The sequence below is a fragment of the Aliiglaciecola sp. M165 genome, from assembly GCF_007197995.1.
Taxonomy (GTDB): Bacteria; Pseudomonadota; Gammaproteobacteria; order Enterobacterales; family Alteromonadaceae; genus Aliiglaciecola.
Map to the genome: position 1 here is coordinate 371,431 of NZ_VKKH01000006.1, position 25,837 is coordinate 397,267.

Sequence of the window (25,837 nt, forward strand, 5' to 3'; positions counted from 1 at the left end):
TGCCCTGTATTTTTCAGAACGGTATTAATTACGCAGCTCTATTCTTTCCCAAGCTATCGATCTCTCTTCTAAGATTGTATTTGTCGTCGGTGACAATGGCTTCAAGTGTGGCAACACGTTCTTTTAATGCCGCCACTTCATTTTTGAGTTGATTATTTTCTTCAATCTGATCAGGGCTTTGTTTAATCGATTTTTTATCTTTGCCTGTTAATTTCACGATTGTCCAACAAATAATCCCGATAACAAAAATAGCAGTTAAGTTCATGATAGTGCTCCTATGGTAAACAGTTTAGACACGCTGTATGCTTGATACTTTAGGTATAGCATAAATTTAACCAATATTTTTATTTCAATAAAATCAAAGGCTTATTCGTTTTGATCATTTGTGGCTTTGATTTTTTTTAGTGGTTTTTACCAAAAAATGATGGATTTAACCAAGCGTTATGCAAGATAAGGCGAAGAACAACAATTTGTCGCTTCAACAAACTCAAGATGAGTTTTGGATGCGCAAGGCATTGGCACTAGCTGACAAGGCTTGGGATGCAGGAGAAGTTCCTGTCGGGGCTGTGTTAGTGGTTGACGAACAGATTGTAGGAGAGGGGTGGAATCAGTCTATTTCCCGCCATGATCCATCCGCTCACGCTGAAATGCTGGCAATTCGCCAGGCTGGTGAAAAGGTTCAAAACTATCGTCTAGTTGATGCAACCTTGTATGTGACCCTTGAACCTTGTCCTATGTGTGCTGGTTTGTTAATTCATAGCCGAATCAAACGTTTAGTGTTTGGCGCAGCAGACTATAAAACGGGATTTGCAGGTAGCCTTACCAATTTGTTGGATGATCAACGACTCAATCATCAGGTTGCGGTAACAAGGGGGGTGCTGGGTGAAGACTGTGCTGAAAAACTATCAGCATTTTTTAAAATGCGTCGCCTGCAGAAAAAAGCAAGCAAACAATCTAATAAAGAAAGTTAGCTGGCTTCTGCGAAGGTGTCTTGCATATCGAATTGTTGAAATTGCTGGCGGCGCAACAATACTTTTTGGTGTAAACGTTTCAACATCAAACGTCTGCGATTGCCATTAGCAGCGCGGCCTTTTCGTGAAAGAAGATTTCTTCGTTTCATAGTTTCTCCTTAATGTGGAAGATTGCTCCTCATATTTATTTGCAAACATTGCTTTTTAGTAGACAGGTGGATGTCGCAAAAAGTTTCATTTACTGTCACTAACCAAATAGTGACAAGGTTTTGTGTAGGATTTATGACAGTAATAAAGTTTTTTGCAAGGGGGCGATCAGTCAGCTACGGTTTGTGCGGCGTCTTCTGCTTCGTCGAGAGTGTCGGCATCCTGCCCGTCTAACCACACGAGTGTATCATAGTATCTACGAATATTGTCAACATAGGTGACTGCTTCATCGCCTCTGGCGTAGCCATATCGTGTGGTTTTGTAGTACTTTTTCTGGCGTAATTGCGGTAAGCGTTGTTTAACGTCTATCCACATATCAGGGTTTCCGCCTTGTTTTTCTGTCAGTACTCTTGCATCTTCCAGGTGACCCAACCCAATGTTATAGGCCGCTAAAGCGAACCATATTCTATCTGGTTCTTGGATACGAGCGGGGATACGTTTTACTAACTTTTCAAAGTACTGAGAACCGCCTCGGATGCTTTGTTCTGGATCTAGCCTGGATTTCACGCCCATTTCTTTTGCTGTTGCCAGGGTCAGCATCATCATTCCTCTTACCCCAGTGGGAGATTTAGCTTTTGGATCCCAATGGCTCTCTTGATAACTCATCGCAGCGAGCAATCGCCAATCAATATCTTCAGCGTACTGTTCAAACCAAGGCCTGTACTCGTCAAGTTTAGTGCGTGCAGACCGAATGAATTCTCGGGTGTCGACATAATTAAATTGCCTTACGTGGCCAAAATACTTGTCTTCTAATGCGGCTAATCGTCCATCTTTTTGAATTAGACCGAAATATTCGATAAGTGCAGCAAGCAACGAGTCATCTTGAGTTTGGTCAAGTGCCCAGGCTACCCCTTGCTCCGCATTAATGGTAAAGCCTATGCTTAAATCTGGATGCCTTCGGCGCAATAACGCAAGTATATTTGAGTCGACAATGGTGTAAGCAAGTTCGTCATTTAACACCATTTCCATAAGTTCTTCGGCGTCTTTTTCGTCGGTTTCCTGCCATTCCAGGTGTTGGTGAAACTCTTTAAAGTTACGCAAGGTTTCAGCATGACTGCTTCCGGCAATGACCATCATTTTTTCGGTCAAATCGACCGCGCTTCTTGGCCGAACATTGCCCTGTTTAAATACAATTTTTTGACTCACGCTTTGGTAGGCAGGTCCAAATCTAAACTTGGACTCCCGTTCTTGCGTCACGCTAATCCCTGCAGCGATGAGATCAAGGTGGTGGCTGCTTAATTGCGGAAAGAGTTCATTTAACGTGTAATATGGAAATATTTCTAGGCGCACGCCGAGATAGTCTGCAAAGCCTTCTGCCAATTCATATTCAAAGCCCTCAGGACCAGTAGCGCCGTGATAGTATGTCGTCAGCCCATAGTTAGTGCCAACCTTGAGTACACCATTATCAAGGATCCTTTCTAGAGTACTGCTATGTTTGGGCTGTTCGCATGCGCTAATTAAACACAGTGCGATGACCAGTATGAATGTGCCGAGAATTCTTTTCACATGTTACCTTTGCGTTACTGCTGAGTAGGGCGCTTCGACCGTTACTGCATCGTGCTTGTCAAGGCTATTCACCTAACACTCGCAGCGGGTCATGCAGGTTTGGTGAGTCTATAACAAAAAACCATGCAAAAAAGCTAGCCGCACTCTTATTGTGAACAAAATATTAGCGTTCATCTAGGAGAAAAATTCATTTGTGCAATAAAAGTTGGAAATCAGTTCGAATGACGCTTATCAACAGCTTGATTTTACTCTATAATTCGCGCCTCAAAATCTTATTGAAACCGTGAGCTTTTGCAGCCTTATTTGTTAAGCTCCAGTAACCTTGGTGATAGCCTTATGCTAGTCCTTCGCGGTGCACCTGCGCTCTCTGATTTTCGTATCGAAAAGTTACTTCAACGCTTTGCAGCACAACAATTACCCGTTTCAGATGTTTACGCTGAGTTTATGCACTTCAGCAACCTGTCAGAATCCCTCGATTCTGAGCAAGAAGCGGTTTTGGCCCAACTATTAACCTATGGTCCAGATATTACGCCCCATGAGCCAAAAGGGGAATTAATGCTGGTGGTTCCGCGTCCTGGAACGATTTCGCCATGGTCGTCTAAAGCAACAGACATTGCACACAATTGTGGTTTAACCAAAATTAAACGCATCGAAAGGGGCTGTGCATACTACCTGACGTTATCGCAACCGCTTGATGAACAGCAACGCCTTGAGGTGCTGCAAGTTATTCATGACCGAATGACTGAAGCTGTACTGACCGAAATTCAACAAGCACAAATGTTGTTTGTGGAAGAACAACCCAAAGCATTCAACAGCGTTGATGTGTTGCAAGGCGGAAAAGAGGCTTTGGCTGAGGCGAATGTTTCCATGGGACTGGCTTTGGCGGACGATGAGATTGATTACCTGGTAGAAAATTTTGTGCGTTTGGGCCGAAATCCTAACGACATAGAACTTTACATGTTTGCTCAGGCTAATTCAGAGCATTGTCGGCATAAAATTTTTAATGCTGATTGGACTATCGATGGTATTGAACAGCCCAAGTCGCTGTTCAAAATGATCAAAAACACCTTCGAACATAATCCTGACAACGTACACTCTGCTTACAAAGACAACGCAGCAGTTATGGAAGGCTGGAAAGCGGGGCGTTTTTTCCCAAATCCAGAGTCGCTAGAATACCATTATCACCATGAGAATATTGATATTCTTATGAAAGTCGAGACCCATAATCACCCAACAGCGATATCACCTTTTGCAGGCGCTGCAACCGGATCCGGTGGAGAAATCCGCGACGAAGGGGCGACCGGCAGAGGCTCCAAACCCAAAGCAGGGTTGGTTGGATTCAGTGTTTCAAATTTGAATATTCCCGGTTTCAAACAACCTTGGGAAAGCGAATATGGTAAACCTGGGCGAATTGTCAGTGCGCTAGAGATAATGCAACAAGGTCCACTGGGCGGCGCCGCATTTAATAATGAATTTGGTCGCCCTAATATTTTGGGTTATTTCCGAACTTATGAACAACAGGTAAACAGTTTCAACGGTCTGGAGGTGCGTGGTTATCACAAGCCAATCATGCTGGCTGGTGGATTGGGCAATATCCGCGCATCTCACACCCAAAAAGGTGAAATTACCGTGGGTGCAAAGTTGATCGCATTGGGCGGACCTGCCATGAACATCGGCTTGGGCGGCGGTGCTGCCTCGTCAATGACATCAGGCCAATCCAGTGAAGATTTAGATTTCGCTTCTGTTCAACGTGACAACCCAGAAATGGAAAGACGATGTCAGGAAGTCATTGACCGCTGCTGGCAATTGGGTGATGACAACCCTATACAGTTTATCCATGACGTAGGGGCGGGTGGGCTGTCCAACGCATTTCCTGAACTTGTCAATGACGGCGGTCGTGGAGGAAACTTTGAACTTCGCAATGTGCCCAATGACGAACCAGGAATGGCTCCCCATGAAATTTGGTGTAACGAGTCGCAAGAAAGATATGTACTGTCTGTCGCGCCAGAGAAACTGCCAATTTTTGAAGCAATCTGCTTGCGCGAGCGCGCGCCTTTTGCTGTTGTGGGTGAGGCAACTGAAGCACCTCATCTAACGCTTAACGATAAGCACTTTGACAACAAGCCTATCGATTTACCGCTCGATGTTTTGTTAGGTAAGCCGCCAAAAATGCATAGAGATGTGACATCGACCTGTGCAAAAGGGGATGATTTTGAACCCCAAGCTATCGATATTAATGAAGCTGGCCTGCGACTATTGCGATTGCCTGCGGTGGCTGAAAAAACCTTTTTGATCACCATTGGTGATCGCACAGTGACAGGTTTAGTGACCCGTGATCAAATGGTTGGTCCTTGGCAGGTACCTGTTGCAGACGTAGCGGTTACGGCAGCATCATTTGATAGTTATCAAGGTGAAGCCATGTCGATAGGTGAACGTACTCCCATCGCGCTCCTAAACCATGGTGCGTCAGCCAGGATGGCGGTTGGCGAGGCAATCACTAATATTGCTGCTGCAGACATAGGTGATATGAATCGTATTAAATTGTCCGCCAACTGGATGGCTGCTGCTGGGCATCCAGGCGAAGACGCAGGTTTGTATGAAGCGGTTAAGGCTGTTGGTGAAGAATTGTGCCCAGAAATGGGGCTCACGATCCCGGTTGGGAAAGACTCAATGTCAATGAAAACACGCTGGCAAGAGGGTGTTCTAGACAAATCGGTAACCGCGCCTTTGTCTTTGGTGATCAGCGCTTTTGGTGCCGTGCGAGACGTTCGCAATACAGTAACGCCGCAGCTGCGAACTGATAAAGGCGAATCTGTTTTGTTGTGTATAGACCTCGGCGCAGGTAAAAATCGCATGGGTGCATCATGTTTAGCACAGGTCTACGGTGCACTAGGAAACAAAGCACCCGATGTTGATTCGGCTAAACAATTGAGCAACTTCTTTTACGCCATACAAGCACTTGTTAATAACAAGCAATTGCTGGCCTATCACGATCGCTCCGATGGTGGGCTCTTTACCACAATAGTGGAAATGGCCTTTGCCGGTAATACTGGGGTCGATATATGTTTAGACGTGTTACAAGGCGATAGTCAGTCAATATTGTTTAACGAAGAATTGGGTGCCGTAATACAGGTTAAAGAAGCAGATTTAAATGATGTGATGTCTGTATTAGCAGAGTATGAGTTAGCAGATTTAACCTCCACGATAGGCACCTTAAATAGTCGAGATCACATAGTTATTACCCATGCAGGCAATACAATCATTGATCAGCCACGTGGCACTTATCGCATGACCTGGGCGGAAACGACCGACCAAATGCAACGATTACGAGACAACCCTGATTGTGTTGAGCAGGAATGGCAAATTAAGTCTGATGACAAAGATCCTGGTCTGCACAGTCAACTTTCTTATGACATCAACCAAGATGTTGCTGCACCTTATATTGCCAAAGGTATTAAGCCCAAAGTTGCCATATTACGAGAGCAAGGGGTTAACTCACAGTCAGAAATGGCTGCTGCGTTTGATCGTGCAGGTTTTAACGCTATCGATGTGCACATGAGTGATGTACTGGGTAAGAAAGTGGATTTTGACCAATTTGCTGGATTGGTTGCTTGTGGTGGCTTCTCTTACGGAGACGTTTTGGGGGCCGGAGAGGGCTGGGCGAAATCCATTTTGTTCAACGAATTTGCCAAAGAGCAATTTGAAACCTTTTTCCACCGCAATGATACGTTCAGTTTAGGCGTGTGTAATGGTTGTCAGATGATGTCTAATTTGAAGTCACTGATCCCTGGCGCGCAACATTGGCCGCATTTTGTTACAAACCGATCTGAGCGTTTTGAGGCAAGGGTAGCCATGTTGGAGGTTCAGCAAAGCGAATCCATATTCTTCAAAGGCATGCAAGGATCCAGAATGCCCATCGCGGTATCCCATGGTGAAGGGCGCGCAGAATTTAAACATACTGGCCAGCTTCGCCAGGTACAAAACAATGGCAGTATTGCGTTAAAATATGTTGATAACTACGGCCAGGTAACAGAACAATACCCAGCTAATCCAAATGGTTCGCCAGACGGAATAAGTGGGCTGACATCTACTGACGGCAGAGCAACCATTATGATGCCTCATCCTGAAAGGGTTTTCAGAGCTGTCTGTAATTCGTGGCAGGCAGATGAATGGCAAGAAGACGGTCCCTGGATGCGTATGTTCAGAAACGCACGGGTGTTTGTCGGTTAAATTAACGCGAAGTGAAATATTTATATGGGGCGCAAGGTCTGTGTAGTTGTGTGAGTTATTAATCCCTTGATGACTCAAGTGGTTTCCTTCGAGCAAGAAGCTCATTTTTTTAGCGCCCAACTCCGGGCGCTTTTTTTACCTCTTTCATGAATTTTCTCCCAGATCGCTGTTAATTTTACCGATCGCTAATTAGATCGTTGATTTAATTGAAAAAAGTGCTTGTCAATTAAAAATTACAGGATTACACTATTTTTCGACTAAAAACATTTAGCACTTTGCTGCACCCCAATGTTAGCAATAGCTGAATGGAAAATTTGTCAGATTTTTAAGACTCAAAAAATACATAATAATAAAAAGAGAAAAATCATGAATCGTTCTTCAAAAGGTTTTGGATTGGCAGGCGTGCTAGCCACGGTGTTATTTTTAGTGGTCACTGCGGTAATGAGTTCTTCTGCCAATGCAGTACAATCTGAAATTCAAACTCAACACAATCAAAAATAGCTCACTCAGTTAAGTTAATTCGCTATGGGTTGTTTCCTGTGCAGGTGACATTGCCTAACGTCTTCTATGCAGCTCTTTATTGGCTAGACGCTGTTCATCACTTTTTTTAATTAACACGTACGTTGCCCCCGCACCACCATGTTGACGCTGTGCACTGTGAAAGGCCAATACTTGTGGCATTTGTTTTAACCACTTGTTTACGTAACTTTTCATAAAAGCAGGGAAAGGTTGGCTGTTTAACCCTAATCCATGTTGAACAAGAATAACCCGCAAGCCCTTTTGATTAGCCTCTAATATTGTTTCAAACATCGCTTGTTTTGCCGCTTCAAATTTTATTTTTTGCAACACCAAACGTTTGTCGATTTTATATTTACCCAACCTGAGGTTTTTAAACACACCTTCTTGTACTCCGTCTTTTTTGTACTCGAGTATGTCATGGGGGGCCACTGGCTCTGCGTATTCCGCGCTAAGATAGTTTTGACCAAATAGGGATTGTTTTTCTAAAGCTTCTCGTTTGAGCTTTTGTGCAAGCGTGTGTTGTGGTTTTTGGGCAGCAACGGTATCTGCTTTGGGTAACGGCTTCACATCAGCCATCGCCTCCAAGAATGACATGCCGGTTTCTAATGTCTCATCATTCATTTGTTGCTCCTCGAGGTGTTAGTGTCGATTAGTTTACTATGTGTTGACTCACTTCCTCAATTATCACTATCCAATCCTTGGGTTGTAATTGGTTTTTATGTCACAATCGCGTAAATAAATATAAGAAGGTTCACTAAGGAATTTCATGAAGTTTATCTCCAGTATTGCGGCGCTATGTTTATTAGGGTTGAGCGGTTGTTCGCAGTTCGAAGAAACAAGTCAGCCTGAAAAAGCAGTAGAGCAACCATCTCTCGCTAATGATGTGATTGAAGTAGGAAAAGATTATCATTCTTTTGCTAACCCTGCTGAAGTCTTGGTGCAACATATTAGCTTGGATTTGACGGCTGATTTTTCGTTAAAACAGTTAATTGGTGTTGCCAAATTAACGATTACCAGAGTCGATGAAACGGCGACGACCTTAGTGCTTGATACACGCGGACTGGTGATAGAGAAAGTGCTGGCTAATGGACAAGAGTTGGGGTTTGAACTTGCGGAACCTGATGCGGAGCTTGGTGCTGCATTATCAATTACACTGCCAAGCGACGGCAATATTATTGATGTTCATTATCGTACTTCAGAAGATGCTTCAGGTGTACAATGGCTTACCCCTGCGCAAACTGCCGGCAAAAAGCATCCGTTTTTGTTTACTCAAGCTCAAGCGGTCCACGCAAGAAGTTTTATTCCTCTGCAAGACTCTCCTCAAGTGAGAGTGACCTATGATGCCGTTATTCGTACACCAGAAGATTTATTGGCTGTGATGAGTGCGGCAAATGATCCGGATACAGAACGTGATGGCGTTTATGAGTTTACGATGCCGCAATCTGTACCTTCCTATTTGATTGCTTTGGCTATTGGCGATTTACAATTTAAAGCGATGGGGCAAAGAACAGGGGTCTACGCAGAACCTGCATTACTTGAATCTGCTGCTGCGGAATTCAGTGATACCGAAAGTATGCTTGAAGTAACAGAAAAGACCTATGGCCCGTATAGCTGGGACCGCTATGATTTACTTATTCTTCCGCCTTCGTTCCCCTTTGGTGGGATGGAAAACCCTCGTTTATCCTTTATCACACCTACAGTCATCGCTGGAGATAAAAGTTTAGTTGCGCTGATTGCTCACGAATTAGCGCATAGTTGGTCAGGAAATACTGTGACCAACGCAACATGGCGAGATTTGTGGTTGAATGAAGGGTTCACAACCTATCTAACTTACCGGATCATGGAAATGATCTTTGGTACCGACCGTTACAAGATGGAAGCCGTGTTAGGCTACCAAGATTTGCAGGCTGACATCGCGTCTTTACCTGCAAACGATCAGATCCTCGCTATAGATTTACGTGGTCGTAATCCTGATGATGTGTTCTCTAATATTCCGTATGAAAAAGGTGCTTTGTTCTTAAGAGAACTGGAGCAAAAAGTCGGCCGAGAAAACTTTGATAAGTTTTTACTGGATTATTTTGACGAGTTTGCGTTTAAGAGTATTACCACTGATGAATTCATTGCCTATCTTGAAACAACGTTACTAAAAGACTACGCAGGTGCTCTTGATAAAAGCCGTATTGAACAATGGATTTTTGCACCGGGTATCCCTGAGGGGGCACCTGTTCCTGAATCTGATGCGTTTAGTTCCGTGGACAATTTCAGAACACAATGGTTGGAAGCGACTATCACCGCTAATGAAATTGACACTGAACAATGGACAGTGCACCAGTGGTTGTACTTCTTAAACAACATGCCGGAAACATTATCTGAAGCGCAAATGGTAGAACTAGACAGCGCATTTGGCCTAACGCAAAGCAAGAACAATGAGATTGCGCATAGCTGGTTAATGATGGCGGTTAAAAACCAATATCAGCCTGCTTACGAACGTTTATTCGATTACTTAACTTCAATTGGTCGAAACAAATTGGTTAGGCCTCTGTACAGAGAATTATCAAAAACGCCAGATGGGAAAGCCTTTGCCAAGCGTGCTTTTGAGCAGGCGAAGCCGGGTTATCACCCACTCACTGTTAAAGCTAACCAAGGTTATGTGGAATAGCATAATCATTAAAAGTAAAGGAAACGGGATTAATCATCCCGTTTTTTTTGGTTTGGATGCAATGACTTCCCTAAAATATGACTGTCGGTGCTGATAACAGTAGAGGCCTGGCCTACGATCAACGGATCGGCCCCCCTCACTAAATGAGTATTTTTATTATCGTAAGGTAAAGTGTATAGAAAGTGGCGCATGCAATTCAATCGCGCACGTTTTTTATCATCTGATTTGACAACATACCAAGGCGCGTCTGCTGTATCGGTATAAAAAAACATCGCTTCTTTGGCTTCAGTGTATTCATCCCATTTTTCGATCGCTAATTTGTCAATCGGGCTGAGTTTCCATTGCTTCAATGGATCAGTTTCACGTTTTTTAAAGCGTAAATGTTGTTCTTCTGAGGTGACAGAAAACCAGTATTTGAATAGGCGAATCCCACTTCTAACCAACATACGTTCCAGGTCAGGCGTTTGTCGCATAAACTCCAGATACTCATTGGGTTCACAAAAATCCATGACCCTTTCAACGCCCGCTCGGTTGTACCAGGAGCGGTCAAACAACACGATCTCGCCGTTGGTCGGTAAATGTTTAATATATCGTTGAAAATACCATTGCCCACGTTCACTATCTGAGGGTTTTTCTAACGCTACAACTCTTGCTCCACGAGGATTCATATGTTCCATGAATCGTTTTATCGTGCCACCTTTCCCCGCTGCATCGCGACCTTCAAACAAGATAACCACTTTTTGCCCAGTATCTTTCACCCATTTTTGGACTTTTAACAGCTCTACCTGCAATTCTTTTTTGCGCTGCTCGTATACAGACTTAGAAATCTTTGATTTGTAGGGATATTCACCAGAGCGAAATGAACGCGCGATAAACTCGGGATCATGACGATGTTCGGCCAATTCATGCAGGGTTTCACCACGACTGTGTTCTTGTTCCAACGGAACAACAGAGTCACTATTTTTAATGGCTTTGACATTGTCAGTACTGGTATTTTCCGGAGTTTGCATCGCATCTTCTCGTGTTTGGGGGACTAGATTACAGTCTAGACGGGATAACTAACGGCTGCATTGCCGATTAGACTTTGATTGATTTAGATCAGCAAAAAATTGACGATATGACCTAAGAACTTTTAGGCCAGTAAAAGTGAAACAGAATTCTGAGCTTAAAACATCGGTAAAGCCTAGTTCTTATCTTGGGTTAGGGGCTAAAGACATTAAATTGTTGTTGCTCAAATTATAAAAGAAGTTTGCAACCCCCTTGAAGCTGTCTACTATCTAGGTCACAGTATCGCTTTATCGCATTGCTTTTGAGATCACGTTTACAAGGAGTCCATTTGATTGATATCACAGCTATACTCGTCTTAGTTGGTATCCTATCCATTGCATGTCAGTATCTGGCATACAAAATTAAACTTCCTGCCATATTACCGCTATTAATTGTGGGTATAGTTGCCGGTCCTGTAACGGGGGTAATTGACGCCGATGCATTGTTTGGAGATTTGCTATTCCCTGTGGTCTCGCTTTCGGTGGCGATAATACTGTTTGAAGGTGCGTTGACGTTGCGCTTCGATGATCTACGTGGTCATGGTTCAATGGTTCGAAACCTCTGCACGGTAGGTACCTTGGTAACCTGGATGGTCGCTGCACTGGCCGCTAAATATGCGTTAGGTATTCCCTGGGAACTGGCGTTCTTATTTGGTGCTATCGTGACCGTAACCGGACCTACTGTCATTGTTCCTATGTTAAGAACTGTCAGACCCAGTTCAAAAATCGCCAATATTTTAAGGTGGGAAGGGATCGTGATTGACCCCATTGGGGCTCTGTTAGCGGTACTGGTTTTCGAATATATCATTTCGACAAAAGATGCCATAAGCCAAACGATGTTTGCTTTTGGTTTGACCGTTACCGTTGGTTTGGGGATCGGTGCGATCATGGGGTATTTACTCGGTCTGATGCTCAGAAATAATTGGTTGCCTCATTACTTGCGTAACACCGCGGTGTTGACATTGATGCTTGGTGCATTTGCAGTCTCGAATATGATCGCCCACGAATCTGGCCTGTTGACGGTTACCATTATGGGAATATGGCTGGCGAATATGAAAAATGTCGAAGTCGACGATATTCTGGAATTTAAAGAAACGCTCAGCGTATTACTGATTTCTGGTTTGTTTATCTTGTTGGCTTCACGAATTGAACTTGCCTCCATTATGAACGTTGGTTTGGGCGCGATCGTCGTTTTATTAGCCATCATGTTTGTTGCTCGGCCCCTGTCGGTATTATTCTCCTCGTTTAAAACCGGGTTAAATATTAAAGAAATGGCGCTATTGAGTTGGATCGCGCCAAGAGGCATTGTTGCCGCTGCGGTTTCTGCTTTATTCTCTTTAAAGCTTGAGACCTTAGGATATCCTCAAATCGAGCTCCTCGTGCCACTGGTATTTCTAGTCATCATTTCTACCGTTGTTTTACAAAGCCTTACATCTGTCCCTGTCGCCAAATTGTTGGGGCAAAGAGCCGCGGTTCCAAATGGTTATTTGATTTTTGGTGGTAGTCCATTTTGTCGGATGTTTGCCAAAGAATTACAGGAGCACAATATTGAGGTGTGTATGGCAGATACCAACTGGGATTCAATAAGTGCTGCAAGAATGGAAAATATTCCGACTTATTTTGGCAACCCAATGTCTGAGCACGCTGCTCGAACGCTCGATTTCTCGTTGATTGGTAATGTGCTTGTCATGTCACCTTATCGTCAACTCAATCCGATGGTGACGTTTCATTTCGAAGATGAATTAGGTAAAGGGACTGTATTGGCATTGACAAACAATGAACAGCAACAGCGTCCTAGCCACCAAGTTTCTGAATCCTATGCTAAGACGCTTAACCTTTTTGGTGACAACATAACCTATGGAAAGCTTGCCAGTTGGGTGGCCAAAGGTGCAACCATTAAAACCACACGGTTGTCAGACAGCTTCACGATTGAGGACTACAATCAAAAGTATGATGACAAATTGCTGAAACTTTGTGCTTTTGATACCAACAATAAAATATACATGTTTACCTCCAACACAAAGATAGAGCCTAAGGCAGATTGGAAAATAGTCAGTCTAATTCTTGCCGAAGCGTGGCCAAATATTGAGCGACGAAAATAAGGTAAAGTGGCGTCCCTGAGATGATTCGAACATCCGACCTAGCGCTTAGGAGGCGCTTGCTCTATCCAGCTGAGCTACAGGGACAGCGTATTTATGAAATTATTTCTATTGGAAATTAACTAACAAAACGATTATGACGTAGGCAATTCAACATTAAAACCTCTATTGTCGCGAAACAAAATCGTTTGCTTGAATATTCGCCAAAAGGCTGCCATCTGTCGAGACGGCAAGTGCCGAGTTTGGATGAAGTTCTCTGACGGTGACGGTCATGGGGTGTAGGTTAAATCTTGAATGAATTTGACCTCTGGTGTCATGAACTTGTTGAACTTGGAAAAGTGTCAACTGATCACCGATCTGCATACCGTGGTTTTGTCCAATATTAAGCAAGATTTGCTCATTTCTAACTTGCAGTATGCGGCCATAGGCGGGAGAGCAGGCAAGCGCTTCATCAATATTTTGTGCGGCGTCATGCAATACGTTTTGCACTTCAAACCCATAAGTACTTTCCCAAAACGCGTTACTGTTGGGGTCCAATTGTTGGTACAAATCAAATTGCCAGGGTGCTGTGACTTGATAGTGCTTTTGCCAGATTTGTGTACCTGTAAAACCGTCATAGAGTGAAACGTGATAGCCAAATGCTCTGCTAGGCGTGCTGTCTTTCCATGGCTGCCACTTGGATACCTGCGGTTGCGAAATACTGAGGTCATTGATGTTTGCTAAAACAACATATTGAGCACCGGAAATCTTTGCAAGTTCAACAGCTTGATTGGACACTGGTTGCAGTGAATCAAAAACATAGCGAGGCTCCACTTTATCGATATTGCTATGTTGAGAATAGGTTTCGAAACTTTTCATAAGTTTTAGCGGTATAACAGCACCTAAGTCAAACAAACCGCCCGTTGTCGCCTGCATTCGATTCATCAAAGGTTGCCAGGCAGTGACGATAGATTTGTGATAATCAGACGCCTTGCAAGTGCGTTGTTGTGAAAATATATCGGCTCGAATCGACACGCTTATTATCCCATCGGCGTGTACTTCATCAATCAATTCAATACTGTTGACTTCCCCTGAAGCCCTAATTTCAAGATCATCATTTCGTAAAACACCATTTGCCATTTTTTGCACACTCTTAACCGATGCACCGGCAAACAACAATGCTTGTCTAATTGCCTCTTGGGTAGCAATTTGCCGGGCATGCTCAATATTGCCATCTCTGATTGCCGCTTGGCCTGACGATTCGAACCAAGCTGCCGACACATGACCAGCACGCAAAAAAAGCGTTATTAACACTAATATCAAGCCGCGATGCCCGTATGGAAATAGGTTGTTTTTCATATGCATAAGGTGATTTCTTCCCGCATTTTACTCTCGTCAGGTCTAAATTCTCCTGTCAATTCACTCAACAACTGGCCTACAGCATAGCGTTGAAACCTTGACAGCAATATTACTAATGGTATCGCAATGCATCATTCGTACCGACACTATTCAGTGTCTTTTAAATAACGCAGGGAAGGTGACAAGTAGTCAAATAAAGAAAAGGTGTTTCACGGCTAACCTAGCCTCTGGTAGGCATAATTTGGACATTCTACTTAGGTTCTGTCGTAGTAACTCTTAAAGCGGGAACAAATTTTGCAGATAGATTGTAGACAATTTGCTAATAGTTGGCAGATAGCTCACTTAACCAAGCGAATGACTTGTTCAATTACAATAGAGAAGGCCAATGAAAAAGTTCAATACCCTATTTATCATCTTGCTTATGTCGATGTTGAGTGGTTGTCAGAGCCTTGTCGACAAACAAGTAGAGTGGGAGACCATCGAACCTGAGACTTATCCAGTTATTCGGTCTATTGGTTATGCGCCAATCGACGCTCAACAGGGAGCAAATCGATCAAGTAAAATGTTAATGGCGATAAAAGCTTCGAAATTGGACGCTTATCGTGAACTGACTGAGCAAGTCTATGGCCAAAAAATTGACGGTGAGCAATCTCTGGCTAATCTCGTGTTGCGGGATGACCAACTTGAAGCAACGGTGCAAGGAGTGATTAGAGGCGCAAAAGTGATTAAATCTTATCCAGTTGGTGAGGATTCCTATGCGACGGAATTGGAGCTGGATTTTGCCCTCGTTCACGATATCTATTTAAGTACGGCAAAACCTAAGAAAGTGAAAAAAGTAAGATATTACTAAACAGGATTGACGCAATATCAGCTGCCTAATTTAAGATAGGAACTTTGAACCTGCTTTTTTAACACCTAACCAAATATATTCGCTATCTTAATCAGTGCAGGGATTGTTGTTTATGCACTAATCCCTTTGCCAGCGGTTCCCCCTTTCGGTTTGCCACTTTTGTCGTAAGTCATGGTTTCCTTAGCACGAGATTCGAGAAGTAATGAACGTAAGTGCTCTAGTCTGAGTTGACCCTGCTCAACGGCTTTTTGGTTGATTTCTGTTCTGAATTTACACTGTGCAAGGGAATGGTTAATCTGCTCGAATAACCCAGCGACATCATCATTGCTCATTGGGTCGTTTTGCCTCTCAAAAGTAGTTTTGAGAGTCTGGTCCGTGACGCTAATTTTGTCTAACAAATCAGTCTTGTCCTGCAATACTCTTGTTAAAGCTTCTGCATCTCTAGTACTGATTAAGTGGAGTTCCGACTCCAGCATTCCAGCTAAGGAGTCGAGTTGTTCTTTCTGCGTTTCGAGGAGAGAAATTAAGTCATTCATTTAGCTTTGCTTTTGTTATTTGAAGCCAAATGTCATAGGTGCAAAGGTATGTGACTAACTTTTGATACCAAATATTTGTGCTTCGAGTTTGCTAATCTTTTGTGCTAACACTTCAGGGTTAACACGATACTCACCATTCTGTATGGCTTTTTTGAGTTTGTCGACTTTTTCCTGGTTCACAGGAGCGTCATTTGATTTCTTTTGAACCTGGCTTAACTGCTGCGCAGACTGAGTTAAAGAAACAGAATCCTGACGTGGCGCTGTCGTGGCTGCTTGCGCTTGACTGCTCGCAGACTGCGCATTATTTTGGTTTTGGGCTTGTTGTTGATTAAGCCTCTGATTATCTACTGGCGGCTTTTGATTGCCGTTATTTATGTTGTTAATTGCCATAATGACCTCGAATACCTAATTTTCCTCACCTAACTTATCGGCAGCGCAACCAGCATCTTTAGTATAAATTTATAAAAATTACGATTTTTTCTACGAATAATATCGACGTATTTAATATGTTACGCTAAATAATCTAAATCTGCACCTTTACTTGACGTGTATCAACCACTTGCGCATGCACAAGCTTCTTCGATTTACTGTTTTTAACGGCTATTGTATCGCCTAAATTTCCGTCTTGTTGAGCTATGCCTGATGTTCTTATGTTCACCCCACCGGCGTCGGCCGTTATGGCTATGTTGTCCCCTTTGCAAACAAAACACAGTTGCCCTGGAACGATTGGCGAGCCTGGGCGGCTGCGTTTTTTCATTCTGGCACCGACAATAGTATCAATGTTTGAATAAGTGCTGGTACGGATTAAATTCTTATCCATCATGACAATTTTGACATTTTGTTCATTTAGCACCGTACCAGGACCGACAGCACGGGTGAGGACGACAACGGGCTGCACTCGAGAAGCTTTGACCATCAAGTACAGATACCAGTTGTTATCTGGGCAACTAGCGCGAACAGTGATGTTACTTTGTTTAAGCGCTTCTTGACTGGCAGAAATGATAAATGGACTGGCACAATTGGGTACCTGAATACGGTCGTCCAATGGCGTAGCCTTAACCGTTAGTTGGTTGCCCAGCGTAATATCTCCATCGCTTAATTGTTGAAATACATACTCTTCAACTGCTGAAGTAAGTGACTGATGAGCTAAATTTTTTTCCTCGGATGCCGTTACATTCAGTGAAAGAAACAATGAACAGAATGCCGTTGCAATGGATAATCTTCTAATAGTTAACTCAATTGTTAATTTTTTCATGTTCAGTTGCCGCCATTTTGTCTATGCTTAGAAATTGAAAGTAATCACATGGATATGCGTCAATATTCAGTCGCCATCTTAGGAATGTTGCACAATCGTGCACAATTTCTGCTCTGATGAGGGCTGTAACGCAATATTTGTGCCTGTTTTAAATATTTATTGGGGTGGTCTATGTCAGGAATTCTTGACTCAGTTAATCAACGAACACAGCTCGTTGGGCAAAATCGACTTGAACTGCTTTTGTTTAAGCTCAATGGACGTCAGCGTTTCGGGATCAACGTGTTTAAAGTCCGCGAGGTACTTCAATGCCCGCCCTTAACATCTATTCCAAAGCAAAACCACTTAGTTAGAGGGGTTGCACATATTCGCGGGCAAACCATTTCAGTTATCGATCTGAGCATGGCCACTGGTGGAAGAAAAATTGAAAACGTAAGTGATGCATTCATTATTATTGCGGAATACAACCGCTCTGTTCAGGGCTTTTTAGTGGGTTCAGTTGAACGCATTATCAATACTAACTGGGACGCAATAATGCCCCCGCCGCAAGGAACGGGCAAAGCAAGTTACCTGACAGCGGTAACAGAGGTAGAAAACGAGTTAATCGAAATCCTTGATGTAGAAAAAATCCTAAACGAAATTTCTCCGCTGAATACCACAGTGAGTGAAGACCTAGCTGCAGATTTGGATATGTCCGAGGATGCGCAGCATGACAAGATTATCTTCATTGCGGATGATTCATCAGTTGCTAGAAACCAAGTCAAGAAGGCCCTTACCGCGCTTGGATTGAAAATTGAGGCGGCCAAGAATGGTCTTGAGGCACTCAACCGATTGAAAGAGATCGCTGCTGAGACTGGTGATGTCACGGATAAAGTTGGAGTAATTGTATCTGATATTGAAATGCCAGAAATGGACGGATATACCTTAACCGCCGAGATTAAAAACACCCCCGAATTACAGAACTTGAAAGTTGTATTGCATACTTCCTTGAGTGGCGTTTTCAATCAGGCAATGGTGAAGAAAGTCGGTGCAGACGATTTTATTGCTAAATTTCATCCTGATGAATTGGCGACTGCCGTACAGAAATGGTTTGATAAATAAATCTGGGGCGGAAGGATAGCTTGAATAAGGATGAGTTGACCCATCACGAGTTTTCTCAGTTTGCGCAATTTCTAGAGCGCCAATGTGGTATTTTGCTTAGCCAGAATAAAAGTTATCTGGTGAAAAGTCGATTAATGCCATTGGTCCGCGAAGGAAATTTTGGCACACTCTCCGAACTAATAAAAAGCACCATTTCAAATGGGCAGGCCAGGCTCAGAGATCGTGTTGTGGACGCGATGACCACCAATGAAACTCTGTGGTTCAGAGACAAATACCCTTTCGATATTCTCTCCAATACCTTGTTTGAGCGCTATGCGAAGAGTCGAAAAAGAGTGAGAATTTGGAGTGCTGCTTGTTCTTCAGGTCAAGAACCTTATTCCATTGCAATGTTGGTTCAGGAATACAAGCAGCGCAATCCAGGGGCCTTTCCCGCAGGTGTTGAGATTGTCGCAACGGATATTTCTACTGACATGTTGGCTCGGGCTCAAAAAGCTTGTTATGACCCACTGTCCATTGGCCGAGGTTTATCTGAAGAGCGCAAACAACGTTTTTTTAAAGTTGCAGCTGACAAGCACATGGAGCTTGTCCCAAATGTTGCAAAAATGGTGACATTCAAACTCATTAATTTACTCGACAGCTACACCGCATTAGGTCAGTTTGATATTGTATTTTGCCGAAACGTATTGATTTACTTCTCGCCAAAAAACAAGGCAAAAATCCTGCAACAAATTGCCGCCTGCCTGCAAAAAGAGGGGATTTTGTTTTTGGGTGCTTCCGAATCTATTGCCGATCTGAGCAAATCTTTCACCCTGGTACGTAACAATCCCGGATTGTATTACCAAAAAAACACCAGTTAATCCGCGGCCTTAAGCCTACATTCAAACACAATCAAGTCACTTTCTAATTTTTTGGCATATAGCTTGCTAATTTTCCGATAGTGTTCGATAACGATTTTTTGGAAACAGGCAAAAGATGGCAATCAGCTTAGACAAATTAGTAGGGTTACATCATCGTGCGGTTCAAGTAAGAACCAACGCGATGGAGGTGATCGCTGGCAACTTGGCCAATGCGAACACACCCGGCTATAAGGCTAAGGGATTAGATTTTCAAAAAGCCATGCAATCTGCGCAACAAGACCGTCAGCAGCATATGACGCGCACCCATGAAAAACACTTTGAAGGGCGCATGCAATCCCAAGCAAATCTGGAATACAGAATTCCGCAGCAGCCTGATACAGGTGACGGTAACACAGTTGAAGTTCAAGCCGAACGTAACGCTTTTCTCGACAACGGTATGCGTTATCAAGCGAGTTTGCAGTTTCTAAACGGTAAAATTAAAGGTATGAAAAAAGCACTAGGTCCTGGAGGTCAAGGCGGATGAGTTTATTTAGAGTCATGGATATTGCGAGCACTGGTATGGGCGCTCAGAGCGTTCGTCTGAATACTACGGCAAGTAACATAGCTAATGCTAACAGTGTCAGCAGCAGCTATGACGCCACCTACAAAGCAAGACATCCAGTATTTGCTGCCGAATTACAAAAAGCGACTGAAAAATACTCTGAAGGGTCAGGCGTACAGGTTTTAGGCATTGTAGAGAGCCAAAAACCACTACAAGTGGAGTATAGCCCGGGTCACCCAATGGCCGACGAGAATGGTTACATTTATAAGCCCAACGTCAATGTCATTGAAGAGATGGCAGACATGATGTCTGCGTCCAAAGCGTATGAAACAAACGTACAACTTGCTGACACAACAAAACGGATATTCCGTCGTGTTCTGCAGCTAGGCCAAGGCCAATAAGTCTAGAATTCATTGAGGATAACAGCGTGGAACTAACAAAAAACACCGGTTTAGATCCTAATTTATATTTACAACCTGAAGGCAAGCCTATTGATGATGGTAGTAACCAGCGCCTAACTCAGGAAGATTTCTTTGCCCTGTTAACAGAGCAGTTAGCCAATCAGGATCCGACTAAGCCGGTGGATAATGATCAGATGGTATCGCAAATGACAAGCTTTAGCATTTCAGAAGGCATAGATGAACTCAATGTTCAGTTTGAAGGGTTCGCTTCGTCAATGACCTCCAATCAAGCCCTTCAAGCATCGAGTCTGATTGGACAAGATGTGCTGCTTCCAGGAAATGTGGGATACCTAAGCGGCGCCGAACAGAACGTTTCAGGTGTCGTGATAACCGACAAGTCTACACAAGATCTGCAAATTACCATTGAAAGTGAGATTGGTGAAATTTTGAGAACCTTTGATGTAGGCACACAGCCTGCCGGTAATATTGAGTTTAATTGGGATGGTAAAGATGCCAACGGCAATCCGTTGCCTCCCGGCAATTACATAATCAAAGCGCAGGGCAGTCAATTTGGCGAGTCAACAACCTTACCCACAGCGGTTAATCGCCATGTGGATAGTGTGAGCCTTGCAGGCAATAACCAAGGTGTCATTTTAAATTTGGATGGCGAAACCAGTGTCAATTTGAGTGAAGTCATTCAAATCGGGGGCTAATGCCAACATGTTAGTCCGATTAGTTTAGGAGAGAATAAGCAATGTCTTTTAATATAGCATTAAGTGGTGTTTCCGCCGCACAAAGAGACTTAGATGTCACCGCAAACAATATTGCCAACGTGAACACTGTTGGTTTTAAAGAGTCCCGTGCCGAGTTTGGCGACGTTTATGCCGCATCCTTGCTTTCTGGTGGACGAACCAAAGTCGGTGATGGTGTGTTGACCCAAGAGGTCGCTCAGCAGTTTTCTCAAGGTAGCCTACAATTTACCAATACGGCATTGGATTTGGCCATTACCGGTAATGGTTTTTTTGCCACTACGCCAGAAATTACCTCACGTGATTTTTCCTTTACTCGCGCAGGTCAATTCAAGCTAGACCAAGACAACTTTGTGGTCAATTCAAACGGCGACAACTTAATGGGGTTCCCTGTTAATTCAGATGGTACATCCGCTTCTGTCGCACTCAGTACGACTGTGCCTGTGCGTATACCTGATTCGTCGGGTTCTCCGCAGCCTACATCTGAAGTGTCGCCTCGATTTAACCTACCAGCAGGCGATGATGCGGTAGATGTAGATTTATTCGATCCAAATGACCCACTTACTTATAACGCAGCAACTTCTATCACTGTATACGATTCGTTAGGTGATAGTCATGTCATGACCTATTACTTTATGAAAGACGCGGATCCTGCTGTCACTAACGAATGGGTGGTTGTAACCTATATTGACGATACGCCTATTGATACGGCTGGTGATACAGCAAACGTGGCCGGAGCTGATCCAGATAACATCGCCGGTGCAACATCATTGGGTGCCGACGCAGTATCAGGATTTAGAATGCAATTTAGCAGTGGTGGAGATTTTATTGGTATTGAAAATGGCGATGGTACCGCCGTCGCTACGGGCGATATCTCCACCGTTGAATTGGGTAATCCACCGCTTACCAACGGCTCGGATGCAACGCAAACTATTACCACCAATTTTGCCCTAGATGGAACTAACGCTACGCCAGATGAGCCTACACAGTTTGCCTCAGCATTTGAAGTCACCTCGCTAGAGCAAGACGGTTTGCCAGTAGGGCGATTAACCGGCATCGATATTGGCCCTGATGGATTGGTTCGAGCAACCTTTTCAAATGGTACGTCTGAACCTGTTGTTCGTGTTGCGCTAGTGCGTTTTTCCAATGAGCAAGGGTTGACCCAGCAAAGTAATACCCAATGGCAGGAAAGTATTCTGTCAGGTGAAGCCTTAGCGGGTGAAGCGACAACGGGGACTTTCGGTGATATCAACTCCTCAGCCCTGGAGCAAGCCAATGTTAACTTGACCACAGAGCTGATTGATTTGATCATTGCTCAGCGAAACTTCCAAGCGAATTCTCGAGCGTTGGAAGTCAACAACCAGTTGAACCAGACAATACTGAACATCCGATAATCGCTAAAGTATAAAACGATGATAAAGGCCGCTATTGCGGTCTTTTTAATGCCATGTCTAAGCCATACCTCATATCAAAATTATCCTCACCTAAAAATCCACACAATTAGGCAGTTTCTGGCACCTTTATTGCAAAGATTTAAGCATGAATCATCAACGTCAATAAGATGTCATGGACAAGCTACTTTATATTGCGGCAAGCGGTGCTAAACAAGATCTATTAGGGACTGCAGTTCGCGCGAATAATTTGGCCAATGCGCAAACCACTGGCTTTAAAGCTATGCTGGAAAATGCTCGTGCCATGCCGGCATATGGTGAGGGTACGCCTTCACGGGTATTTTCAATGACAGAGTCGCCTTCAAATAACTATGAAGGCGGAGCCATGATCCAAACTAATCGTGAATTAGATGTTGCTATTCAAGGTGACGGTTGGTTCAGTGTTTTAGACTCACAAGGTAACGAGGCCTATACCCGTGCCGGTAGCTTGCAAATGGGCGCCGATGGCAGTCTGGAAGATGCGCACGGTAATACTGTGGTAGGTGATGTCGGTGCTATTTTTCTACCTATACCGCTATCAAACATCAATATTGCCAATGATGGCACTATCTCAGTTCGTCCCCAGGGCGCGCCAGAAACCGTTTTAGAAGAAGTTGGGCGGCTAAAGTTTGTCAATCCTAATGTTCGCAACATGGAACGCGGAGAGGATGGCTTATTTCGTCTTAAAGATGGTCAGCAAGCTGATGAAGACATCAATGTCCGGGTACGTACCGGTATGTTAGAAGGCAGCAACGTCAATGCGATTGAAGAAATGGTCAACATGATCAGCCTACAACGGCACTACGAGATGCAAGTCAAATTGATGAAAAAAGCCGACACCATGGACATGCGCGGCAACATGTTACTCAGAATTATTTAAGTTATTTTCAGAATTAATTAGCGGAGGTGAACAATGCACCCAGCATTATGGATTAGCAAAACCGGACTCGATGCGGCACAAACTGATGTTGCCGTGATATCGAACAACCTGGCGAATGCCAGCACGGTTGGTTTTAAAAAAGATCGAGCCGTTTTTGAAGACTTGTTATATCAAAACATCAATCAGCCCGGTGGTCGCTCGTCAGCGGATACTGAATTACCTTCAGGCTTGATGCTAGGCGCAGGGAGTAAGGTTGTTGCTACACAGAAATCCCATACGCAAGGCAATATGCTCACAACCGAAAACTCTCTGGATATGTCAATTCAAGGCCGCGGATTTTTTGAGATTTTACAACCAGATGGCACCTTAGCCTATACCCGAAATGGGCAGTTCACCTTAGATGATCAGGGGCAAATTGTCACACCCGGTGCGGGCTTTTTGTTACAGCCAAATATCACTGTTCCTGAAGATGCTCAACAGATCACTATTTCTCAAGATGGCGAAGTCTCAGCTACATTGCGTGGTCAGGCCGACCCGGCAGTTTTGGGCCAAATTAGCTTATCAGATTTTATCAACCCAACTGGCTTGCAGCCAATCGGTCAAAATCTATATGTTGAAACCGCTGTGAGTGGTGCGCCATTACAAGGTGTACCGGGATTAGAAGGTTTGGGGTCTATTGTGCAAGGCGCTCTGGAAACATCCAATGTTAATGTGACCGAGGAACTGGTTAACTTAATCGAGAGCCAGCGTTTATATGAAATGAATTCAAAGGTTATTTCGTCAGTGGATCAAATGTTGGGTCAGGTTATTCAGCAACTTTAACGAGGTTTGTCATGAGCAAACAGCTTTTTCTATTCGTTGTTATCGCGCTATGTGGACTTTCTGGGTGCGCGTCAAATCAGCATGTTGGGCCTTTGCCCAATGATCCGTTTTATGCTCCGGTAATACCGGACATGCCACGGCAAAATCTTGCCGAAGATGGATCGATTTTTCAGGCTGATATGGCAAATAGCATCTATTCAGATGTAAAAGCCAGACGAGTAGGGGACATCATTACTGTTAATTTGAGGGAAAACACCAGCGCGACAAAATCCGCAGGCACGACAACTTCACGTGAAACTGAAGTTAGCGTTGATCCTTTATTGGGACTTGGCGGCAATGTAGTAAATATTGGTGGCAGAGGTATTCAATTTGATTTGGAATCTGAAAGCGATTTTGCTGGTGACGCTCAAGCCAATCAAAGTAACAATTTGAGTGGCAATATCTCTGTAACTGTGATCCAAGTATTGTCCAATCAAAACCTGCTGGTACGCGGTGAAAAGTGGATTACTTTAAACAATGGTGACGAATACATCCGCTTAACAGGTATTGTACGCCCGGCAGACATCAGCCCAACCAACGAAATTGTCTCAACAAAAATAGCCAATGCACGGATTCAATATAGCGGAACAGGAACCTTCGCCAGCGCACAACAACAAGGCTGGTTAACAAAATTTTTCTCTTCTGAATGGTGGCCATTTTAATGCAATTATTTAAGCGCCAAACTGTTTTGGTTTACACATTAATCTTGATATTGTGCAGCCCGTTTAGTCAAGCTCAGCGCATAAAAGACCTGGTCTCAATTCAAGGTGTTCGAAGCAACCAGTTAGTCGGTTATGGCTTGGTCGTCGGTCTACCAGGTACGGGCGAACAAAGCCCTTTCACAGAGCAAAGTTTTCGGACTATGTTGTCAAATTTTGGTATTAGTTTAGCTTCTAACATTAAACCCAAGATTAAAAATGTCGCAGCCGTAGCCGTGCATGCAGAGCTTCCTGCTTTTATCAAACCTGGGCAAAAAATTGATGTAACGGTTTCTTCTGTAGGAGAAGCTGCCAGCTTGCAAGGTGGAACGCTTTTGCAAACATTTTTGAAAGGATTAGACGGCAATGTTTATGCTATTGCCCAAGGAAGTTTGGTAGTCAGTGGTTTTGGTGTTGAAGGGGCTGATGGCTCACGGATCGTATCCAATACCCCTACCGTAGGCCGAATTGCCAATGGTGCGTTAGTCGAGCGTGCTGTACCTAGTGGTTTAATGCAAAACGACTTTTTGACACTGAACCTGGACTCTCCAGATTTTTCCACGGCAAAAGCACTCGCCGACACCATTAACATGCGTTTGGGTGCAGAGCCAAGCAATGGTTTTGCGATTGCAACGCCCATAGACGCTGCCTCTGTTCGGGTGACAGCCCCACGAGACGTGGGACAAAGAGTAGGATTTGTTGCCACCCTAGAGAATTTTGAATTCACCCCAGCCGATGCGCCGGCAAGAGTGATCATAAACAGTCGAACGGGAACCATCGTCATCGGTAAAGATGTAAGGCTATTACCTGCCGCGATCACCCATGGCGGTCTGACAGTAACAATATCTGAATACCAAACCGTTTCTCAGCCCAATGCGTTGGCAGAAGGGGAAACCGTGGTCACTAACCAGTCTATCGTTGACGTTAATTTGGATGACAGCCGGATGTTTAAATTCGATCCGGGAGTCACCCTTGATCAACTCGTAAGAGCGGTGAATGAAGTGGGCGCTGCACCGGGTGATTTAATGGCAATCTTAGAGGCGCTGCGCGAAGCGGGAGCACTTCAGGGCGAGCTTGTGGTCATTTAGGCCCAGGATATTTCATTA

The 25,837-nt window shown here is 43.9% G+C and carries 25 protein-coding genes and 1 tRNA gene; 16 read left to right on the top strand and 10 right to left on the bottom strand.

The window, feature by feature from the left end; all coding sequences use genetic code 11:
• Positions 1 to 28 precede the first annotated feature (28 nt).
• Positions 29 to 265 carry a hypothetical protein gene (locus FM019_RS13515; RefSeq protein ID WP_143836467.1) on the bottom strand — a complete coding sequence of 79 codons (237 nt, stop codon included), beginning with the start codon at positions 263 to 265 and terminating at the stop codon, positions 29 to 31.
• A gap of 178 nt (positions 266 to 443) precedes the next feature.
• Here FM019_RS13515 and tadA point away from each other — a divergent pair, with 178 nt between their 5' ends.
• The gene (gene tadA, locus FM019_RS13520; protein ID WP_143836468.1) at positions 444 to 971 is read left to right on the top strand and encodes a tRNA adenosine(34) deaminase TadA; all 528 of its coding nucleotides are present in this window, start codon (positions 444 to 446) and stop codon (positions 969 to 971) included.
• Here the strand turns inward: tadA and FM019_RS20830 are convergent.
• Together FM019_RS20830 and mltF are read right to left on the bottom strand one after the other, a co-directional pair.
• Positions 968 to 1,120, bottom strand: coding sequence for a hypothetical protein (locus tag FM019_RS20830; protein ID WP_185969287.1), 153 nt, complete (start codon positions 1,118 to 1,120; stop codon positions 968 to 970). The two genes, tadA and FM019_RS20830, sit on opposite strands and share 4 nt — an antisense overlap.
• A gap of 166 nt (positions 1,121 to 1,286) precedes the next feature.
• Positions 1,287 to 2,684, bottom strand: coding sequence for a membrane-bound lytic murein transglycosylase MltF (gene mltF, locus FM019_RS13525; RefSeq protein ID WP_260681627.1), 1,398 nt, complete (start codon positions 2,682 to 2,684; stop codon positions 1,287 to 1,289).
• A 336-nt stretch (positions 2,685 to 3,020) separates the two neighbouring features.
• Between mltF and purL the strand changes: the two genes are divergently transcribed.
• Positions 3,021 to 6,914: a phosphoribosylformylglycinamidine synthase gene (gene purL / locus FM019_RS13530; protein WP_143836469.1), complete on the top strand. Its 3,894-nt coding sequence runs from the start codon at positions 3,021 to 3,023 to the stop codon at positions 6,912 to 6,914.
• A gap of 366 nt (positions 6,915 to 7,280) precedes the next feature.
• The gene (locus tag FM019_RS21020; RefSeq protein WP_260681628.1) at positions 7,281 to 7,415 is read left to right on the top strand and encodes a hypothetical protein; all 135 of its coding nucleotides are present in this window, start codon (positions 7,281 to 7,283) and stop codon (positions 7,413 to 7,415) included.
• Positions 7,416 to 7,469: 54 nt separating this feature from the next.
• Here FM019_RS21020 and smrA read toward each other — a convergent pair whose 3' ends face one another.
• Positions 7,470 to 8,054, bottom strand: coding sequence for a DNA endonuclease SmrA (gene smrA / locus FM019_RS13535; RefSeq protein ID WP_143836470.1), 585 nt, complete (start codon positions 8,052 to 8,054; stop codon positions 7,470 to 7,472).
• Between the two features lie 145 nt (positions 8,055 to 8,199).
• Here smrA and FM019_RS13540 point away from each other — a divergent pair, with 145 nt between their 5' ends.
• Positions 8,200 to 10,092, top strand: a complete 1,893-nt coding sequence (locus FM019_RS13540; RefSeq protein WP_143836471.1) for a M1 family metallopeptidase — start codon at positions 8,200 to 8,202, stop codon at positions 10,090 to 10,092.
• Between the two features lie 29 nt (positions 10,093 to 10,121).
• Here the strand turns inward: FM019_RS13540 and ppk2 are convergent, their stop codons facing one another.
• Positions 10,122 to 11,102: a polyphosphate kinase 2 gene (ppk2, locus tag FM019_RS13545; RefSeq protein ID WP_143836472.1), complete on the bottom strand. Its 981-nt coding sequence runs from the start codon at positions 11,100 to 11,102 to the stop codon at positions 10,122 to 10,124.
• Positions 11,103 to 11,428: 326 nt separating this feature from the next.
• Here ppk2 and FM019_RS13550 point away from each other — a divergent pair, with 326 nt between their 5' ends.
• Positions 11,429 to 13,240, top strand: a complete 1,812-nt coding sequence (locus FM019_RS13550; RefSeq protein WP_143836473.1) for a cation:proton antiporter — start codon at positions 11,429 to 11,431, stop codon at positions 13,238 to 13,240.
• Between the two features lie 7 nt (positions 13,241 to 13,247).
• On the opposite strand, the gene FM019_RS13555 is transcribed toward FM019_RS13550, so the two are convergent.
• Both FM019_RS13555 and FM019_RS13560 read right to left on the bottom strand, forming a co-directional pair.
• Positions 13,248 to 13,324 (bottom strand) — tRNA-Arg (locus FM019_RS13555).
• A 78-nt stretch (positions 13,325 to 13,402) separates the two neighbouring features.
• The gene (locus FM019_RS13560; RefSeq protein WP_143836474.1) at positions 13,403 to 14,581 is read right to left on the bottom strand and encodes a flagellar assembly protein T N-terminal domain-containing protein; all 1,179 of its coding nucleotides are present in this window, start codon (positions 14,579 to 14,581) and stop codon (positions 13,403 to 13,405) included.
• 379 nt (positions 14,582 to 14,960) lie between these two features.
• Between FM019_RS13560 and FM019_RS13565 the strand changes: the two genes are divergently transcribed.
• Positions 14,961 to 15,425: an LPP20 family lipoprotein gene (locus FM019_RS13565; protein ID WP_143836475.1), complete on the top strand. Its 465-nt coding sequence runs from the start codon at positions 14,961 to 14,963 to the stop codon at positions 15,423 to 15,425.
• A gap of 110 nt (positions 15,426 to 15,535) precedes the next feature.
• Here the strand turns inward: FM019_RS13565 and flgN are convergent, their stop codons facing one another.
• From flgN to flgA, 3 genes are all read right to left on the bottom strand, one after another.
• Positions 15,536 to 15,961 (bottom strand): flagellar protein FlgN, encoded by a 426-nt coding sequence (flgN, locus tag FM019_RS13570; RefSeq protein WP_143836476.1) that lies wholly within the window; start codon positions 15,959 to 15,961, stop codon positions 15,536 to 15,538.
• Between the two features lie 54 nt (positions 15,962 to 16,015).
• Entirely contained in the window at positions 16,016 to 16,351 is a 336-nt protein-coding gene (flgM, locus tag FM019_RS13575; RefSeq protein ID WP_143836477.1) for a flagellar biosynthesis anti-sigma factor FlgM, read from the bottom strand.
• Positions 16,352 to 16,484: 133 nt separating this feature from the next.
• Complete coding sequence (flgA, locus tag FM019_RS13580) at positions 16,485 to 17,216, bottom strand: flagellar basal body P-ring formation chaperone FlgA (protein ID WP_143836478.1); 732 nt, start codon at positions 17,214 to 17,216, stop codon at positions 16,485 to 16,487.
• Between the two features lie 171 nt (positions 17,217 to 17,387).
• Here flgA and FM019_RS13585 point away from each other — a divergent pair, with 171 nt between their 5' ends.
• The 10 genes from FM019_RS13585 (at position 17,388) to FM019_RS13630 (ending at position 25,819) form a co-directional block, all read left to right on the top strand.
• Positions 17,388 to 18,314, top strand: a complete 927-nt coding sequence (locus FM019_RS13585) for a chemotaxis protein CheV (protein ID WP_143836479.1) — start codon at positions 17,388 to 17,390, stop codon at positions 18,312 to 18,314.
• 20 nt (positions 18,315 to 18,334) lie between these two features.
• On the top strand, positions 18,335 to 19,171 hold the full coding sequence (locus FM019_RS13590; protein WP_143836480.1) for a CheR family methyltransferase: 837 nt from the start codon (positions 18,335 to 18,337) through the stop codon (positions 19,169 to 19,171).
• Between the two features lie 115 nt (positions 19,172 to 19,286).
• A complete protein-coding gene (gene flgB, locus FM019_RS13595) occupies positions 19,287 to 19,694 on the top strand; it encodes a flagellar basal body rod protein FlgB (protein ID WP_143836481.1) in 408 nt (135 codons plus the stop codon).
• Positions 19,691 to 20,113, top strand: a complete 423-nt coding sequence (gene flgC, locus FM019_RS13600; RefSeq protein WP_143836482.1) for a flagellar basal body rod protein FlgC — start codon at positions 19,691 to 19,693, stop codon at positions 20,111 to 20,113. Before flgB ends, flgC begins: the two co-directional genes overlap by 4 nt.
• A gap of 26 nt (positions 20,114 to 20,139) precedes the next feature.
• Positions 20,140 to 20,826 carry a flagellar hook assembly protein FlgD gene (locus tag FM019_RS13605; protein ID WP_143836483.1) on the top strand — a complete coding sequence of 229 codons (687 nt, stop codon included), beginning with the start codon at positions 20,140 to 20,142 and terminating at the stop codon, positions 20,824 to 20,826.
• A gap of 41 nt (positions 20,827 to 20,867) precedes the next feature.
• Complete coding sequence (gene flgE / locus FM019_RS13610) at positions 20,868 to 22,256, top strand: flagellar hook protein FlgE (protein ID WP_143836484.1); 1,389 nt, start codon at positions 20,868 to 20,870, stop codon at positions 22,254 to 22,256.
• 172 nt (positions 22,257 to 22,428) lie between these two features.
• Positions 22,429 to 23,172 (top strand): flagellar basal-body rod protein FlgF, encoded by a 744-nt coding sequence (flgF, locus tag FM019_RS13615; protein ID WP_143836485.1) that lies wholly within the window; start codon positions 22,429 to 22,431, stop codon positions 23,170 to 23,172.
• A 33-nt stretch (positions 23,173 to 23,205) separates the two neighbouring features.
• Positions 23,206 to 23,994 carry a flagellar basal-body rod protein FlgG gene (flgG, locus tag FM019_RS13620; RefSeq protein ID WP_143836486.1) on the top strand — a complete coding sequence of 263 codons (789 nt, stop codon included), beginning with the start codon at positions 23,206 to 23,208 and terminating at the stop codon, positions 23,992 to 23,994.
• A gap of 11 nt (positions 23,995 to 24,005) precedes the next feature.
• Positions 24,006 to 24,695: a flagellar basal body L-ring protein FlgH gene (flgH, locus tag FM019_RS13625; RefSeq protein WP_143836487.1), complete on the top strand. Its 690-nt coding sequence runs from the start codon at positions 24,006 to 24,008 to the stop codon at positions 24,693 to 24,695.
• On the top strand, positions 24,695 to 25,819 hold the full coding sequence (locus FM019_RS13630) for a flagellar basal body P-ring protein FlgI (RefSeq protein WP_143836488.1): 1,125 nt from the start codon (positions 24,695 to 24,697) through the stop codon (positions 25,817 to 25,819). Before flgH ends, FM019_RS13630 begins: the two co-directional genes overlap by 1 nt.
• Positions 25,820 to 25,837: the final 18 nt, after the last annotated feature.